We start from the raw sequence: 15784 nt of genomic DNA on the forward strand, positions 1-15784 counted from the left end.
GGGCGCGCCCTCAGACGGGCAGCTCGAGCATCGCCCGGTCGGGCGTGCCGAAGCGGTGCGCCGTGATCGACACCGCTTGCTCGCGCAGGAACGGCAGCAGCTCGACGCGGCCCGCGCGCGTGACCGGCTGGTCGTAGACGGCGACCGAGACGTCGCCCGCGAGCGCCTCGCGCACGCCGGGGTCAGTGCCGACGAGGCGGATGCGTCGCACGGGCTCCGCGGGACGCTCGAGGCCGAGCACGTCGTCGCGCTCCACCGGGGCGAGCGCCTCGCGCGAGCGCAGCCGCGCGTGGAACTCGGCGTCGGACTCCTCGACGACCTCGAGCAGCCGCAGCGCCGGCAGCGGCCGCCTCGCGAGCTTCACGACGCCGGGCGGCACCTCGACGGCTGTCGAGATGCGCACCGTGGAGCGCGCGCGAGCCGCGGCGGCGAGCAGCCGCACGAGGTCGACGACGCGGCCGTCCTCGGCGACGCGGATGAGCACCTCCGCCGGCCGGTAGCGGAGCACGTTGCGCTCGACGCCGAGGTCCGAGACGTCCTGCGAGACCCCGAAGTGCGCCTTCCAGCGCGCCTGGTCGCTCTTCGCGCCCGCGCGGACGGCGTCGAACTCGACGAAGTCGAGCGCGGGCGTCGCCGCCTCGATGACCTCGGCGACGCGCTTGTCGAGCCCCTTGAGCTGCACCGACGCCTTCGGCTCGGCGTGCACGGGCTCCCAGTCGACGAGCGTCGCGAGGTAGTTCGGGCCGCCGGCCTTCGCGCCGGGGCCGACCTGCGAGCGCTTCCAGCCGCCGAAGGGCTGCCGCCGCACGATCGCGCCCGTGATGCCGCGGTTGACGTAGAGGTTGCCCGCCTCGACCTCGTCGAGCCAGTGCGCGACCTCCTCGGGGTCGAGCGAGTGGATGCCGGCGGTGAGGCCGAAGCCGGTGGCGTTCTGCACCTCGATCGCCTCCTCGAGCGAGTCGACCTCGATGAGCGAGAGGTGCGGGCCGAAGAGCTCGGTGAGGTGCGAGAACGTGCCGGGGAGCACCGCGTCGCGGATGCCGGGCGACCAGAGCCGGCCCGACGCATCCAGTCGCCTCGGCTCGAGCAGCCACTCCTCCCCGTCCTCGAGGGTCGTGAGCGCGCGCAGCAGGTCGCCGCTCGCCGGCTCGATGAGCGGGCCCACGTGGGTGCGGGCGTCGAGCGGCGAGCCGACTCGGAGCGTCGTCGCGGCGTCGACGAGCTGGCGCCGGAAGCGCTCGCTGTCGCCGACGGTGTCGACGAGGATCGCGACCGACGCGGCCGAGCACTTCTGGCCCGCGTGCAGGAAGGCGCTGCGCACGATGTCGGCGACGGCGAGGTCGAAGTCGGCCGAGGGTGTGACGACGATCGCGTTCTTGCCGCTCGTCTCGGCGAGCAGCGGCAGGTCGGCGCGCCAGGTCGTGAAGCGCTCCGCGGTCTCGGTCGAGCCGGTGAGGATGACGCGGCCGACCGCGGGGTGGGCGACGAGGCGCTCGGAGAGCTCGCCCTCCTCGACGTCGCACAGCAGCAGCACGTCGCGCGGCACGCCCGCCTCCCAGAGCGCCTCGGCGAGCACGGCCGCCGAGCGCCGCGCTTGCGGCGCGGGCTTGAGGATGACCGCCGAGCCCGTCGCGAGGGCCGCGGTCACCCCGCCGCACGCGATCGCGACCGGGAAGTTCCACGGCGGGGTGACGACCGTGAGCGCGACCGGCCGCGGGATCGCGCCCTCGACGCGCTCGAGCTCGATCGCCTGCTCGGCGTAGTAGCGGGCGAAGTCGATCGCCTCCGACACCTCGGGATCGGCCTCGCCGATCGTCTTGCCGGTCTCGGCCATCATGATCTCGATGAGGCGGCCGCGGTAGACGCCGAGCGCCGTGCCCGCGTCGCGCAGGATCTCGGCCCTCCGCGCGGCACCGAGCCCGGCCCATCCGCTCGCCGCTTGCGCCGCCCGGTCGATGCGCCGCTCGAGCGTCGGCCAGTCGTCGATGCGGTTCATCTCGAGCGAGCGGAGGCCCAGCTGGGTCTCGCCGGCGCGCTGCACGAGCTGCCTGGCCCAGTCGCGGTTGGCCGGCAGCGACGGGTCGGTGTCGGGCTCGTTGGCGAAGCCCTCCGGATGCGTCACCGAGACCGCGAGGTCGCCCCGGCGGTCCTGGGTGCGGTTGGGGCGCGGCTCGCCCGCCGCGTCGTCGGCGCGCAGCAGCTCGATCGACGCGAGGAAGCGGTCGCGCTCCTGCTGGAAGACGGCAGGATCGGCGAGGTCGAACGTGCTCGACATGAAGTTCTCGCCCGCCGCGTTCTCCTCGAGCCGGCGGATGAGGTAGGCGACGGCGGCGTCGAACTGGTCGGGCCGCACGACGGGCGTGTAGAGCACGAGGTTCGGGAAGACCTCGCGCACGGCGTCGCGGTGCTCGGCGGCCATCCCGAGCAGCATCTCGGCGTCGACGCGCTGGTGGGTGCCGTGGTGGCGCGCGAGCTCGGCGGCGTAGGCGAGGTCGAAGAGGTTGTGGCTCGCGACGCCGAGGCGCACGGCGAAGGCGTTGTCGGGCAGCAGCGCCTCGCGCAGCACGCGCTTGAAGTTGGCGTCGCTCGCGGCCTTCGAGCCGACGACCGCGAGCGGCCAGCCGTGGATCGCGGCGTCGACGCGCTCCATCGCGAGGTTCGCGCCCTTCACGAGCCGCACCTTGATGCCGGCGCCGCCGCTCGCGCGGCGCTCCTTCGCGAACGCGGCGAGCCGCCGGTAGGCGCCGAGCGCGTCGGGCAGGTAGGCCTGCAGCACGATGCCGGCGTCGACGCCGCGCAGCTCGGGGCGCGAGAGGAGGCGCTCGAAGACCGCGATCGTCAGGTCGAGGTCGCGGTACTCCTCCATGTCGAGGTTGATGAACTTCGGCGGGGTCGACGCCGCGGCGAGGCGGTAGAGCGGCAGCAGCCGCTCGACCACGAGCTCGACCGTCTCGTCGAAGGCCCACGGCTGCAGCTGCGGCGCGATCGCCGAGACCTTGATCGAGACGTAGTCGACGTCGTCGCGGCGCAGCAGCTCCATCGTGCCCTCGAGCCGGCTCGCCGCCTCCTCCTCGCCGAGCACCGCCTCGCCGAGCAGGTTGACGTTGACGCGCGTGCCGTCCTCGCGCAGCTTCGCGAGCGGCTTCGCGAGCTTCGAGGGGGATGCGTCGATCACGAGGTGCGAGACCATGTCGCGCATCGCGCGCTTCACGACCGGGATGACGAGCTTCGGCACGACGATGCCGAAGCCGCCGCCCGCGGTGATGCCGAGCTTGAGGTACCAGTCGAGGAAGCCGGGGATCTCGCGGCTGAGCGCCTCGAAGTTGCGCGCGCCGACCTTGGGATCCTCGGGGCGGATGACCTTGTCGACGAAGCCGATCGCGAAGTCGAGGCCCGCGGGGTCCTGCAGCAGTCCCGCGAGCCGCTCGGCCGACTTGTCCTGCTTGTCGCTCGCGGGCCGGTCGAGCCAGCCGCGCACGCGCTCGATCGCGGCGAGCGCGAAGGGGTCGTCGCTCTTCGCCTCCGTGAGCTCGACCGGGGCCGGTGCGGCGCGGCGCTCGGGTGCCGCGGGGTTGGCGATCGCGGTGGGCTCGGGGTCGCGGACGATCGCCGGCGACGCGGGCGCAGGCTCGGCGGGCTGCTCGGGCGGGGCGGGCGGGGCAGCGGCGGGCGCCTTCGACTCGGTGGGCGCGACCGGCGCCGTCACCGCGGCGGCGATCGGCGCGGCAGCCCCGGGAGCGACGGCCGTGGGGGTCGCCGCGGCGGCGGCCGCGACGATGCGCTCGACGGGCGCGGCCGGCGCGTCCGGCGTCGTCGGCGCAGCCGCTTCGTCCAGCGCCGTCGGGGCCTTGGGCGCCTCGGCGACCGGCGGCGCTGCGGCGGCGTCGGCGGGCGGCCCATCGCTCGAGCCCTCGCGGGCGCGTCGCTCGGCCTCCGCCTTCGCGGCCGCACGTGCCGAGACGGCGGCGGCGAGACCGCGGATGCGCGGCTGGTCCTGCTCGGGCAGCACGGGGTTGGCGATCACCGGGTTCGCGGTCGCCGGATCGGGCAGCACGGGAGCGACGGGCGCCGGATCCTCGGGCACCACCGCGTCGCCGAGTGGCTGCAGCGGCTCGTGCACGTCGCCGTGCTGCTCGTCGAGGATCTCGGGCTCGGCGCCCTCCGCGGCCTCCGCCTGCGCCGCCTGCTCGCGCAGCTCGCGCCGCGACGGCGTCCGCGCGGCGAAGGGGTCGTCGGCCGGCTGCTCGGCGTCGACCGGCTCGAGCGACTCGCCCACGGCGGCCGCCGAGGCGACGTCGGCGTCGTCCGCCGATGCATCCGCCGGCTCGACCGCTCGCGCATCGCCCGGCACCGGCACCTGCGAGGCGGCGTCGAGCTCGGCCTGCAGCTCGGCGAGGTCCATCTGCGCGGTCGGCTCCTCCTCGCGCTCCTGCGCGAGCGACCAGCCGGACGTCGGGGCATCGGCAGCGCGGTCGCGAGCGCGGTCGCGATCGCGCTCCGGCGCCTGCGCGGCGGCGCCCGCCGCGGCGGCGAACGTCGCGTCGTCGACCTCGAACGCCGGGCCGCTCAGCCCGAAGCGCCCGCCGAGCGGCGCGAGCGGCTCGTCCGGGTCGACCTCCGCGTCCTGCTCTTCGACGACCTCGACCGGCTCGGCCCCCGGCTGCTCGGCGTCGGCGAGCTCGATGCCCTCCGCGATGAGGGCGTCGAAGTCGTCGTCCCTGGACTGCTGGGTCATGCCGCATATCGTATGGGGGTGGGCCTGGGGCGACCCGGGCCGGGTCGCGCGCGAGCGCTCGCGGACCGGCGCCGAACCCTCGACGGCCCGCTCGAGTCGAGGAGGACGAGCATGTCGCGTGTCGCCATCATCGGCGGGGGCCACAACGGGCTCACCGCCGCCGCCTACCTCGCGCGCGCGGGCGTCGACGTCACGGTGCTCGAGCGGCTGCCGCACGTCGGCGGCGCCGCCGTCTCGGCGCAGGCGTTCGAGGGGCTCGACGCGCGCCTCTCGCGCTACAGCTACCTCGTGAGCCTCATGCCGCGGCAGATCATCGACGACCTCGGCCTCGACGTGCGGCTCGCCCGCCGCCGCTACTCCTCCTACACGCCCGTGCCGGGCGGCGATCGCGGGCTGCTCATCGACGCGGGCGACGAGGCCGCGACCCGCGCGTCGTTCGCGGCGATCGGCGCGGCCGACGACGCCGACGGGTTCGCGGCCTTCTACGACCGCACCACGCGCCTCGCGGCCGCCCTCTTCCCGACGATGACCGAGCCGCTCCCCAGGAAGGCGGCGGCGCGCGCGGCCGCCGGCGACGCATCCGCGTGGTCCGAGATCGTCGACGCGCCCATCGCCGACGCGATCGAGCGCGCGGTGCGCAGCGACGTCGCGCGCGGCGTCATCGCGACCGACGCGCTCATCGGCACCTTCGCCTCGCTCGCCGACCCCGGCCTCGAGCAGAACCGCTGCCTGCTGTACCACGTGATCGGCGGCGGCACGGGCGACTGGGACGTGCCGATCGGCGGCATGGGGCAGGTCTCGGGCGAGCTCGAGCTCGCGGCGCGCCAGGCGGGCGCGACGATCCTCACGGGCGTGACCGTCACGCGCGTGACGCCCGACGGCGAGGTGACGTGGAGCGAGCAGGTCGGCGGGCTGCCGACCGACTCGCCCGGCGTGCCGATCGGCACGGAGCTCACCGCCGAGTTCGACCTCGTGCTCGCAGGCATAGCGCCGCACGTGCTCGCGGGGCTGCTCGAGCCCGCGGGGCCGTCGGTGCCGCGGCCGGAGGGCGCGCAGGTGAAGGTCAACATGCTGCTCTCGCGGCTGCCACGGCTGCGCGAGGACATCGCGCCCGAGGCGGCGTTCGGCGGCACGTTCCACATCAACGAGACCTACTCGCAGCTCGAGCGCGCCTACGCCGCCGCGGCGGGCGGCGCCATCCCCGAGCCGCTGCCGTGCGAGATCTACTGCCACTCGCTCACCGACCCGACGATCCTCGGGGACGACCTGCGCGCATCCGGCGCCCACACCCTCACCGTCTTCGGGCTGCACGCGCCCGACCGGCTGCTCACCGAGGAGTCGAACGAGCGGATGCGCGCCGAGCTCGAGCGCGCGGTGCTCGCGTCGCTCGACTCGGTGCTCGCCGAGCCGATCGAGCCGCTGCTCGTCGAGGGGCGGGGCGGCCCGGCGATCGAGACGCGCACGACGCGCGACATCGAGGCGTCGCTCGCGATGCCCGGCGGCCACATCTTCCACGGGCAGCTGTCGTGGCCGTGGCTCGACCACGAGCCGACGTCGGTCGCCGAGGCGTGGGGCGTCGCGACGCCCCACGCGCGGATCCTCATGGCCGGCTCGGGCGCGCGTCGCGGCGGCGCCGTCTCGGGCATCGGCGGCCACAACGCGGCGCACGCGGCGCTCGAGCTGCTGCGGCCGTAGCCGCTCGTCAGCGAGGGACGCGGCCCGCCCAGTCGGAGGGGTGGCTCGCGCGCGACGGCGGCAGCGCGTTGAGGCGCGCCCACTCGGCGACCTCCTCGGGCAGCGCGGGCAGCTCGACGGCGATGCCGGCGGCCTCGAGCACCTCGACGACCCGGGCGATCTTCGCGGTGCCGACGCCCTTCTCGATGAAGCGGCCCTGCACGATGCCGCGCGCATAGACCTCGCCGTCGACGACGAAGCGCTGCACGAGGTAGATCGCGCGCTCATCGCCGCCGAGCACGGCCGTCTCGATGTCGAAGCGCTGCCAGAGGTCGAGCGAGCGGCGGTAGACCATCGACGACTGGCCGACGACGGCGTAGATGCCGGTCTTCCCGAGGGCTGCCGACATGCCCGTGCGGTTCGTCATGTCGACGCGCGCGAGGTCCATGTAGGAGGGGTAGCGGCCGTTGTTCATGTGGCCGAGCAGGTCGATGTCGGTCGGCAGCACCCGGAACGTCGTCTTCGCGACGTCGCCGATGCCGAGCTCGGGCTTCCCCCGGCTCTTGAGGTCCATCGCGAGCAGCCACTGCAACCACATGTTCACGAGGAGCCATCCTGCCCGACCCGTGCCGCGCATCCGCACGCGTTGGCGGGAACCTCCATGGAGCGCGTCGGGCTACGCTGGCGCCATGAGCGAGGGCGCGATCACGATCCGGCGGGCGACGACAGCCGACGCCGAGGCGCTGCTGCCGATGTTCGCCGCGCACCGCTCGGTCGACGAGGAGGACGAGAAGGTCGACCGCTACCGCGAGCGCCTCATCGCGCTCGTCGAGAACCCCGCGCACCACATCGTCGTCGCCGAGCTCGACGGCCGCGTCGTCGGCTACGCGGCCGCGCAGGACTACGGGCCGGCGCCGCACCGCGACTGGTCGATCGCGCGCATGCACGACCTGTGGGTGTCTCCGGATGCGCGCGGTCACGGCGCGGGGACGGCCCTGTTCGAGGCGGTGCGCGACTGGGCGGAGCAGCAGACGAAGATCCGGGTGCTCGAGTGGCAGTCGCTCGACGTCGCGAAGCACTTCTACGCGAAGCTCGGCCTCTCGGGCGAGCACGCGGACGACGAGGACCCGCGGGCGCGCTACGAGATCGCGGTGCACCTGCCGTCGCGCGACTGACCCGCTACTCGACCGGCGCGACCTCGCCGAGCCGGTCGAGCTGCCACACGGTCGTGCCCGCGGGCAGCGACACCGTCGTCATCGAGCAGTTCGGCAGGATGACGTCGGGCGTCAGCTCGGGCACGAGCTGCCGCAGGAGCGAGGTGATGAAGCCGCCGTGCGAGACGACGAGCACGTGCACGGCGCCGTCGCCCGGCACGTCGGCCGCGGCGCGGATGACGTGCTCGAGGGCGCTGTCGGCGCGCAGGACGATCGCGGCGGCCTGCTCGGCCTGGCCGCTCGCGTCGAGCTGCGCGATCGTGTCGAAGAGCCCGCGCCAGCCGACCTGGTCGGCGATCGCGCCGAGGGCGCTCAGCTCGCGGTCGACCTCGAAGCCGTGCTCGACGATGACCTCGCGCCAGACGTCCGAGGCCTTGCGCTCCTCGTGGCCGCCGAAGTTCCACTCGCGCAGCAGCTCGGTGAGCTCGAGCTCGGGCGCCGGGTCGAGGGCCGCGTGGATGCCCTCGGCCGTCGTGCGGGTGCGCTGCAGGTCGGAGGAGAAGCAGAGGTCGAAGCGCTCGCTCGCGAGGTGGCGCGCTACCGCCTCGATCTGGCGCGTGCCGAGCGCCGTGATCGGCGAGTCGGACCAGCCCTGCATGAGGTGGTTCGTGTTGTGCTCGGTCTCGGCGTGCCGCACGATCGTGATGCGCAGCTCACGCCCGCGCGCGAGCGCCGCGAGCTCCTCCGGGAGGCGCTGCTCCGGCCGGTCCGCGGTGCCGGTCTCGGTCGCCTGGTCGTTCATCGCTTCCCCATCCTCTCGAGCATGGCGTTGTAGGCGCCGAGCTCTGCATCGCCGTCGCGCGCCGCCGCGCGGTCGCTGCGCTTCTGCTCCTTGCGGTCGCTGCGCGACCACTTGATCGTCGTGATGATCGCCATGATGACGGTCGGCACCTCGCCGACCGACCAGGCGATGCCGCCGCCGACCCGCTGATCCTCGAGCGCGTCGATGCCGTTGCCCATCGCGCCGAACCAGTCGGCGAGCATGAGCGCGTCGCCCATCATGATCGAGAGCCCGAAGAACGCGTGGAAGACCATCGTGCCGAGCAGCAGCGTGAGCCGCAGCGGGTAGGGCGGCCGCGCGGGGCCCGGGTCGACGCCGATGATCGCCTGCACGAAGAGGTAGCCGGCGCCGAGGAAGTGCAGCACCATCCACACGTGCCCGAGGTGGTCGCGCATCGACCACTCGAAGATCGGCGTGAAGTAGAAGATCCACAGGCTCGCGACGAAGATGACCGCGGCGACGATCGGGTGCCCGATGACCTGCAGGTAGCGCGAGTGCACGATCGCGAGGATCCACTCGCGGCCGCCCATCGAGCCGTCCCGGCGCTTGGCGATCGCGCGCATCGCGAGCGTGATGGGCGCGCCGGGCACGAGCAGCACCGGCACGGCCATGCCGATGAGCATGTGCACGAGCATGTGCAGCGAGAACTGGTACTCCTGGTAGGCGTTGAGCGCGCCGTTCGTGCACCACCACAGCAGCGCGATGCCCGCGAGCCACGCGAAGGTGCGGCCGCCCGACCAGCGGTCGCCGCGGCGGGCGAGCCGCACGACGCCCGCGACGTAGAAGAACGCGAGCAGCGCGCAGATGACCGTCCAGAGCGGATCGACCCGCCACTCGGTCAGCAGCCGGATCGGCGAGAACTCCGGCGGCAGCGGCTGCTGCGTGAGGATCTCGGCGGGCGTCGCCTCGGCGCCCGGCGGCACCTCCGGCACCGGGGTCGCCGTGCGCGCGAGGCCGGCGGCGACGCCCGCCGTGACGCCCATGACGACGAGCTCGAGGCCGAGGATGAGCGCGACCGCCCTGCCGGTCACCCGGGTGCGCGACTCGCGCGCGGGCGCGAGGATGCGCATCCGCTGCCACGCGCCGAAGGCGCCGAGCACGACGAGCAGCACCGCCTTCGCGATCGAGAGGATGCCGTACTCGCTGAACCAGTCGCCCTCCATGCGCACCCACGACGAGACGATGCCTGTGAAGGCGACGATGCCGAAGCTCACGAGCGCGAGGCTCGAGTAGCGCAGCAGCACGTCGCCGTAGGCGGCGCTCCGGGGGGCGGATGCGTCGTCGCGGCTGTCGTCGTCGCGGCCGCGCACGAGCACGGCGAGGTGGATGAGCCCGCCGAGCCAGATCGAGACGAAGATCAGGTGCAGCAGGAGCGAGGAGACGGCGAGCGCGTGGTTGGCGGTGCCGCCCGCGTGGCCGCCCGAGGCGATGAGCCAGAACGGCACGGCCCAGCCGACGACGGCGAACGCGACGGCGGTCGAGCCGCGCACGACGAGCAGCACGACGGTGAGCACCGCGAGCGAGAGCATCGTGCCGAGCTGCAGCCGGCCGGTCTCGATCTCGACGAAGAACAGCTGCAGGAGGTTGCCGAACTCGTCGTCGGCGGTGACGGGGTTCGAGACGAGCTGGCGGAAGGTCCAGAATCCGACGAACGCCTGCAGCACCGTCGCGACGCCGGCGGTGAGGGCGGCGAGGTCGAGCGAGCGGTTCCAGTCGCGGCTGCCCGGCACGAGGGCGAAGCACGCGAGCACGAGGCCGCCGAACGACGCGGCGATCGCGAGGTTGCGCACCATCGTGACGGCGGGGAGGCCGTAGCGCACGAGCGGGCCGGGATCCTCGATCGCGAGCGGGTCGGCGCCGCCGCCGAACTCGAGCGCCGCCCAGAGCGCGGCGAGGCCCGCGAGGATCGCGAGCGCCGGGGCGAGGAGACGGAGGCGCTGCACCCGTCCAGGGTAGTGACCGACGCTATGGGCGAGCCTCGTCCGGACCGCCGTCGCCGCGCGGCGCGACCGGCTCCTCCTGCCGACGGAGGAAGAAGGCGCCGAGCGAGCCCGCCACGGCCGCGAACACGCCGACCGAGTAGACGGCGAGCACGAGCTGCACGACCTTCGCGAACGGGTCGTCCGCGGTGATCCCCGCGCCGGTGATCGTGGCCATCGCGGCTTCGTACAGGGCCGTCGTGAAGTCGGAGTGCGACTCCATCGCGTAGAGCAGCTGGCTGGCGGCGAGGATGACGACGAGCGTGACCGCGACCAGCCAGCCGATCCGGCTCGAGAGCAGCCGGCCCGCGGAGCGGGAGCCGCGGACGCCGGCGGAGAGGATCCCGCCGACCCGCGCGACGCGCGTCAGCCGGAGGAGCCTGACGGCCTGCAGCGCGCGGAAGAACCGCAGGAAGGGGATGGCGAGGAAGATGAGCTGCCACCAGTTGCGGCGCCAGAACGCGGCGCCGAAGCCGCCGACGTACGCCCGCAGCAGGAACTCGGCGACGAAGATCCCCCACAGCACCCAGCCGGCGATCGCGAGGATGCGGGTCCAGCCGGGCTCCGTCACGAGCAGCTGGCCGAGCACGACGAACAGGAACACGACGCCGAGGAAGCCCATCGGGCGGTCGAGCCGGGCGGCGAGCAGCTCGGCGGCCTCGGCGCGAGCCGCGGGGGCGTCGCCCCGATCGTCGCCCGCGTCGAGCGGTGCGCCGCGACGACCCCCATCGGATGCGCTCACGGGCACCACTGTACGGCTGGGACGCGGGAGGGGCGCCGCCTCTCGGCGACGCCCCTCCCGGTGCTGTGTGCGGCGCGAGCTACTTGACGGCAGCCTTGAGCTTCGAGCCGGCGGTCAGCTTGACGCGGTGGCCCGCGGCGATCTGGATCTCCTCGCCCGTCTGCGGGTTGCGGCCCGTGCGGGCGGCCGTCTCGGTGCGCTCGGCGCTGAAGAAGCCGGGGATCGAGACCTTGTCGCCGGCCTTGACGGCCGCCGAGACCTCGTCGAAGAGCGCGTCGAGGACGGCGCTGACCTTGGCCTGCGAGAGGTCGGTCGTCGCGGCGATCTTCGAAGCGAGGGTGGTCTTGTTGATGGTCTCAGCCATGGTGTCCTCCTGGATGTGGCATGTCGGGCCCGCAGGGAGGCGGGCATCCGCCGGGGCCCCCAGGGGCTCCGACCAACCCCGAACGTAGACCCGCGCCCCCGGATCCGCGGCAGGAACACCCCGACACGCCGCGCTTTCCGCGGATTTTCGCAGTCTGCGAACGCGTTCGGGGGACAAAACCGGATGCGTCGGGCGTCACTCCTCGGTCGACGCGGCCAGGCGCGCGGCCCGCAGGCGGCTCGCCTTCGCGGCCCAGCGGCGCTCGAAGAAGGGCAAGAAGAGCCCGATGAGCGGCCCGACGCCGAACGCGAAGATGACCGTGCCGATGCCGACCGGGCCGCCGAGCAGCCAGCCGACGAGCAGCGCCGTGCCCTCGATGAGCGTGCGGATGATCCAGATGCGCCAGCCTGTGATGCGCACGAGCCCCGTCATGAGGCCGTCGCGCGGTCCGGGCCCGAGCGCGGGCGCGATGTAGACGCCGGTCGCGAAGGCGAGCAGCACGATCGAGCCCGCGAGCAGCAGGATCTGCTGCCACAGCTCGCTCGTCTCGGGGATGAGCCACAGCCCGAGGTCGGCGGCCGGGCCGACCAGGAAGCCGTTGAGCAGCGTGCCGATCCCCGGTCGCTGCCGCAGCGGGATCCAGATGAGCAGCACGAGGCACGAGACGACGACCGTCGCGGTGCCGTAGGTCATCGGCAGGTGGTTGGCGATGCCGAGCGCGAAGACGTCCCAGGGGCCGACGCCGAGGTCGGCGCGCACGAGCATCGCGAGCGAGAGGCCGTAGAGCGCGAGCCCCGCCATGAGCTGCACGATCCGGGCGGTCGTGTCGGCCGGTCCGAGCGCGTCGATCGGCAGCAGGAGTCGTCGGAGGGTCACCGACCCATTCCACTCCATCGGGGCGCCCTTCGACGCATCCGTCGCCCCGTTCCCACGCCCACCTGGACGAACGCCGATTGACCGGATGCGGTCGGCGCGGTTCCGTGGGGACCATGACGCTCATCGGGTTCCACGCCTCGCACGAGCAGATCGCGCCCTCCGCGCTGCTCGATCACGTGCGCCATGCCGAGCAGGCCGGCTTCCAGGCGGCGATGTGCTCCGACCACCACACGCCCTGGAGCACGCGCCAAGCCGAGAGCGGCTTCTCGTGGGCGTGGCTCGGGGCCGCGCTCGCGTCGACGTCGTTCTCGCTCGGGCTCGTGACCGCGCCGGGGCAGCGCATGCACCCCGCGATCGTCGCGCAGGCGATCGCGACGCTCGAGGAGATGTTCCCCGGGCGCTGCTGGGCGGCGCTCGGCTCGGGCCAGAACATGAACGAGCACATCACGGGCGATCCCTGGCCCGACAAGGCGACGCGCGTGCGGCGGCTCGACGAGTCGGTCGACGTCATGCGGCGGCTGCTCGCAGGCGAGGAGGTCTCGCACTCGGGTGAGATCGTCGTCGACCGCGCGCGTGTGTGGTCGCTGCCCGCGGAGCCGCCGCCGCTCTTCGGCGCGGCCGTGACCGCCGACTCGGCGGCATCGCACGCGCGGTGGGCGGATGGGCTCATCACGGTCGCCTCCGACGCTGCGACCCTGCGCGACATCCTCGCGCGCTACCGCGATGCGGGCGGTCGCGGGGAGGCCGCGGCGCAGCTGCACCTGTCTTGGGCGCCCGACGAGGACGACGCGATGGCGATCGCGCGCGACCAGTGGGCGACCGGCACGATCGGCGCGCCCGAGTCGTGGGACCTCGCGACGGCGGAGGAGCTCGAGCGCGCCGCCGCGGGCGCGACGGACGACGAGATCCGGCAGGCCGTGACGGTCTCGAGCGACCTGTCGGTGCACGAGGCGCGGATCGCGGAGATCCTCGATGTCGGCTTCGACCGCGTCTACCTGCACCACGTCGGCAAGGAGCAGGCGGCCTTCATCGACGCGTTCGGCGAGCGGGTGCTGCCGGCCCTCGGAGCCGGGTCGGGACGGGCCGGCGCGTGAGTCCGCACCCGATCGACTACGCCGACCACTGGTGGCGCAACACCGTCATCTACTGCCTCGACGTGCAGGTCTTCCAGGACTCCGACGGCGACGGCGCTGGCGACCTGCAGGGACTCGTGTCGCGCATCCACGACCTCGCCGACCTCGGGGTGACGTGCCTGTGGCTCATGCCCTTCTTCCCGACCGCCGATCGCGACGACGGCTACGACATCACCGACTTCTTCGCCGTCGACCCGCGGCTCGGCACCCTCGGCGACCTCGTCGAGGCGATCCGCGTCGCGCGGTCGCAGGGCATGCGCGTGATCATCGACTTCGTCATGAACCACACCTCGGCCGAGCACCCGTGGTTCCGCTCGTCGCGCTCGTCGCGCGACTCGCCGCACCGCGACTGGTACGTGTGGCGCGACGAGCCGCCCGCGAACCCCGACCCGCCCGTCTTCCCGGGCGAGGAGGACTCGACCTGGACGCGCGACGAGCGCACGGGCCAGTACTACCTGCACCACTTCCGCGCCCACCAGCCGGACCTCAACATCGCGCATCCGGCCGTCAGGGAGCAGATCGAGCGCAACCTCGGGCTCTGGCTCGAGCTCGGGGTCTCGGGCTTCCGCGTCGACGCGGTGCCGTTCCTCTTCAGCGACGCCGACCAGCACGGCACGCAGCCCGCCGGCACCGACTACGACGGCGCCGAGCACTTGCGGCGGCTGCAGCGCTTCGCCTCGCGGCGCAACGGCGAGGTCGCGCTGCTCGGCGAGGTGAACCTCACGCACGAGGAGCAGCTCGAGTGGTTCCACGCCGACGGGCAGTCGGCCGGCCTGCAGCTGCAGTTCGACTTCGTCTCGATGCAGCGGCTCTACCTCTCGCTCGCGCGGCGCGACGCGACGCCGCTCGCGCGGGCGCTGCGCGAGCGGCCCGAGCTGCCGGACGCGAGCCAGTGGGCGAACTTCGTGCGCAACCACGACGAGCTCACGCTCGACAAGCTCGCTCCCGACGAGCTCGAGGAGGTCTTCGAGGCGTTCGCGCCGGACGAGGGGATGCGCGTCTACGGTCGCGGGATCCGGCGGCGGCTGCCGACGATGCTCGGCGACGAGCGCGCCGTGCGGATGGTCTACGCGCTCATGTTCTCCCTCCCCGGCTGCCCCGTGCTGTTCTACGGCGAGGAGATCGGCATGGGCGAGGAGCTCGCGGTGCCGGGACGCTACGCGGTGCGCACGCCGATGCAGTGGGAACCGGGGCCGGGCGGCGGCTTCTCGAGCGCGCCGGCGTCGAGCCTGACGCGCCCGATCGTCGAGGGCGACTTCGGGCCGGATCGGGTGAACGTCGCCGATCAGCGACGCGATCCGGGCTCGCTCTGGCACCACATCCGACGGCTCACGACGATGTACCGAGACACCCCGCAGCTCGCGTGGTCGACCCTCGAGGTCATCGGCGTGCGGCAGCGCGCGGTGCTCGGGCACGTCGCGCGTGGCGACGAGTGGACGATGCTCGCGCTCCACAACCTGGGCGACGACCGCGAGGCGGTGCGGCTCTCGGTCTCGTCGGAGGACGGGCCCGTGACGCTCACCGATCGCTTCGACGGGCAGTCGATCACGATCGACGGGACGCTCGAGCTGGAGCTCGAGCCCTATGGCTGGCGGTGGCTCACGGTGGCACCGGCGGATGCGGTGATCACCCGGGTCTGACCGGGCCAAACGGGTTCTCCACAGTCCCGCTCCGGACCCGCTCGCGTGTCAGTGGTGCGTGGTGGAATGCCCGCATGGATGAGTGGTCGGGCATCGATGCGGAGGAGTACATCGCGTCAATCCGTGCCGGGGCCATCGACCCGCGCGGCCGCACCGCGGACGAGCTCGAGGAGGAGCTGGCCGCTTACGACCGGGACTGGGCGGAGCGGCTCGCGCGCCTGAGCGATGCGGAGGTCGAGGAGGTCATCGCCGGCCGCATGGAGGTGCCGCCGCTGCCGGGCACGATGCCCGCCGCAGAGCGGCCCGAGTCCGTGCGCCGGCAGGAGGCGCTCGCCGGCCGGATCCGCGCGATCGAGCAACGCCGCGCGCGGCTCGAGGCCGAGCACCGCGAGGTCCTCGCAGCCGAGCTCCAGCACTTGCGCGAATCCGGCGGTGACGTCGGCATGGCCGTGAAGGAGAGCGCCTCGATCCTCGCGGCGGAGCTGCGCCTCTCGGACCGCGCCATGGAGCGCAAGCTCGTCGAGGCGTGGACGACCGTCATCGACCTCCCCGCCGCGCACGCCTCGCACAAGGAGGGCCGCATCACCGGCACCCATCTGCGGGCGATCGAGCAGGCCACCGAGGCGCTGCGCACCGACCCGTCGGT

At 73.5% G+C, this 15784-nt stretch carries 12 protein-coding genes; 5 read left to right on the forward strand and 7 right to left on the reverse strand.

The window, feature by feature from the left end; genetic code table 11:
* Positions 1 to 10: 10 nt before the first annotated feature.
* Positions 11 to 3580, reverse strand: coding sequence for a proline dehydrogenase family protein (locus L332_RS0115250; protein ID WP_052588678.1), 3570 nt, complete (start codon positions 3578 to 3580; stop codon positions 11 to 13).
* Between the two features lie 1167 nt (positions 3581 to 4747).
* Here L332_RS0115250 and L332_RS22370 point away from each other — a divergent pair.
* Positions 4748 to 6430, forward strand: coding sequence for a phytoene desaturase family protein (locus L332_RS22370; RefSeq protein WP_323749942.1), 1683 nt, complete (start codon positions 4748 to 4750; stop codon positions 6428 to 6430).
* A gap of 7 nt (positions 6431 to 6437) precedes the next feature.
* On the opposite strand, the gene L332_RS22375 is transcribed toward L332_RS22370, so the two are convergent.
* On the reverse strand, positions 6438 to 7007 hold the full coding sequence (locus tag L332_RS22375; protein WP_235045079.1) for an acyl-CoA thioesterase: 570 nt from the start codon (positions 7005 to 7007) through the stop codon (positions 6438 to 6440).
* Positions 7008 to 7098: 91 nt separating this feature from the next.
* Between L332_RS22375 and L332_RS22380 the strand changes: the two genes are divergently transcribed.
* Positions 7099 to 7584, forward strand: a complete 486-nt coding sequence (locus tag L332_RS22380; RefSeq protein WP_021010532.1) for a GNAT family N-acetyltransferase — start codon at positions 7099 to 7101, stop codon at positions 7582 to 7584.
* 4 nt (positions 7585 to 7588) lie between these two features.
* On the opposite strand, the gene L332_RS22385 is transcribed toward L332_RS22380, so the two are convergent.
* From L332_RS22385 to yczE, 5 genes are all read right to left on the reverse strand, one after another.
* Positions 7589 to 8365 (reverse strand): histidine phosphatase family protein, encoded by a 777-nt coding sequence (locus L332_RS22385; protein WP_021010533.1) that lies wholly within the window; start codon positions 8363 to 8365, stop codon positions 7589 to 7591.
* Complete coding sequence (locus tag L332_RS22390) at positions 8362 to 10347, reverse strand: cytochrome c oxidase assembly protein (protein ID WP_021010534.1); 1986 nt, start codon at positions 10345 to 10347, stop codon at positions 8362 to 8364. The genes L332_RS22385 and L332_RS22390 overlap by 4 nt, the downstream gene beginning before the upstream one ends.
* Positions 10348 to 10369: 22 nt before the next feature.
* Positions 10370 to 11125 (reverse strand): ion transporter, encoded by a 756-nt coding sequence (locus L332_RS22395; RefSeq protein WP_235045076.1) that lies wholly within the window; start codon positions 11123 to 11125, stop codon positions 10370 to 10372.
* Between the two features lie 79 nt (positions 11126 to 11204).
* Positions 11205 to 11489 carry an HU family DNA-binding protein gene (locus tag L332_RS22400; protein ID WP_021010536.1) on the reverse strand — a complete coding sequence of 95 codons (285 nt, stop codon included), beginning with the start codon at positions 11487 to 11489 and terminating at the stop codon, positions 11205 to 11207.
* Positions 11490 to 11684: 195 nt separating this feature from the next.
* Positions 11685 to 12365 carry a membrane protein YczE gene (gene yczE / locus L332_RS22405; protein ID WP_021010537.1) on the reverse strand — a complete coding sequence of 227 codons (681 nt, stop codon included), beginning with the start codon at positions 12363 to 12365 and terminating at the stop codon, positions 11685 to 11687.
* 113 nt (positions 12366 to 12478) lie between these two features.
* On the opposite strand from yczE, the gene L332_RS22410 reads away from it, so the two are divergent.
* The 3 genes from L332_RS22410 to L332_RS0115265 form a co-directional block, all read left to right on the forward strand.
* Positions 12479 to 13459, forward strand: coding sequence for a TIGR03885 family FMN-dependent LLM class oxidoreductase (locus L332_RS22410; RefSeq protein ID WP_021010538.1), 981 nt, complete (start codon positions 12479 to 12481; stop codon positions 13457 to 13459).
* The gene (locus tag L332_RS22415) at positions 13456 to 15138 is read left to right on the forward strand and encodes an alpha-amylase family protein (protein WP_021010539.1); all 1683 of its coding nucleotides are present in this window, start codon (positions 13456 to 13458) and stop codon (positions 15136 to 15138) included. The genes L332_RS22410 and L332_RS22415 overlap by 4 nt, the downstream gene beginning before the upstream one ends.
* A 74-nt stretch (positions 15139 to 15212) precedes the next feature.
* Positions 15213 to 15784: hypothetical protein (locus L332_RS0115265; RefSeq protein WP_031223685.1), on the forward strand; the 572-nt coding region annotated here is incomplete at its 3' end.

The sequence above is a fragment of the Agrococcus pavilionensis RW1 genome (assembly GCF_000400485.1).
GTDB lineage: Bacteria > Actinomycetota > Actinomycetes > Actinomycetales > Microbacteriaceae > Agrococcus > Agrococcus pavilionensis.

Excerpts from the sequence above, each read along its gene's own strand:
- L332_RS22410 (WP_021010538.1), top strand. The coding sequence starts at position 12,479 with ATGACGCTCATCGGGTTCCACGCCTCGCACGAGCAGATCGCGCCCTCC.
- L332_RS22400 (WP_021010536.1), bottom strand. The coding sequence starts at position 11,489 with ATGGCTGAGACCATCAACAAGACCACCCTCGCTTCGAAGATCGCCGCG.
- L332_RS22375 (WP_235045079.1), bottom strand. The coding sequence starts at position 7,007 with ATGTGGTTGCAGTGGCTGCTCGCGATGGACCTCAAGAGCCGGGGGAAG.
- L332_RS22385 (WP_021010533.1), bottom strand. The coding sequence starts at position 8,365 with ATGAACGACCAGGCGACCGAGACCGGCACCGCGGACCGGCCGGAGCAG.
- L332_RS22380 (WP_021010532.1), top strand. The coding sequence starts at position 7,099 with ATGAGCGAGGGCGCGATCACGATCCGGCGGGCGACGACAGCCGACGCC.
- L332_RS22370 (WP_323749942.1), top strand. The coding sequence starts at position 4,748 with ATGGGGGTGGGCCTGGGGCGACCCGGGCCGGGTCGCGCGCGAGCGCTC.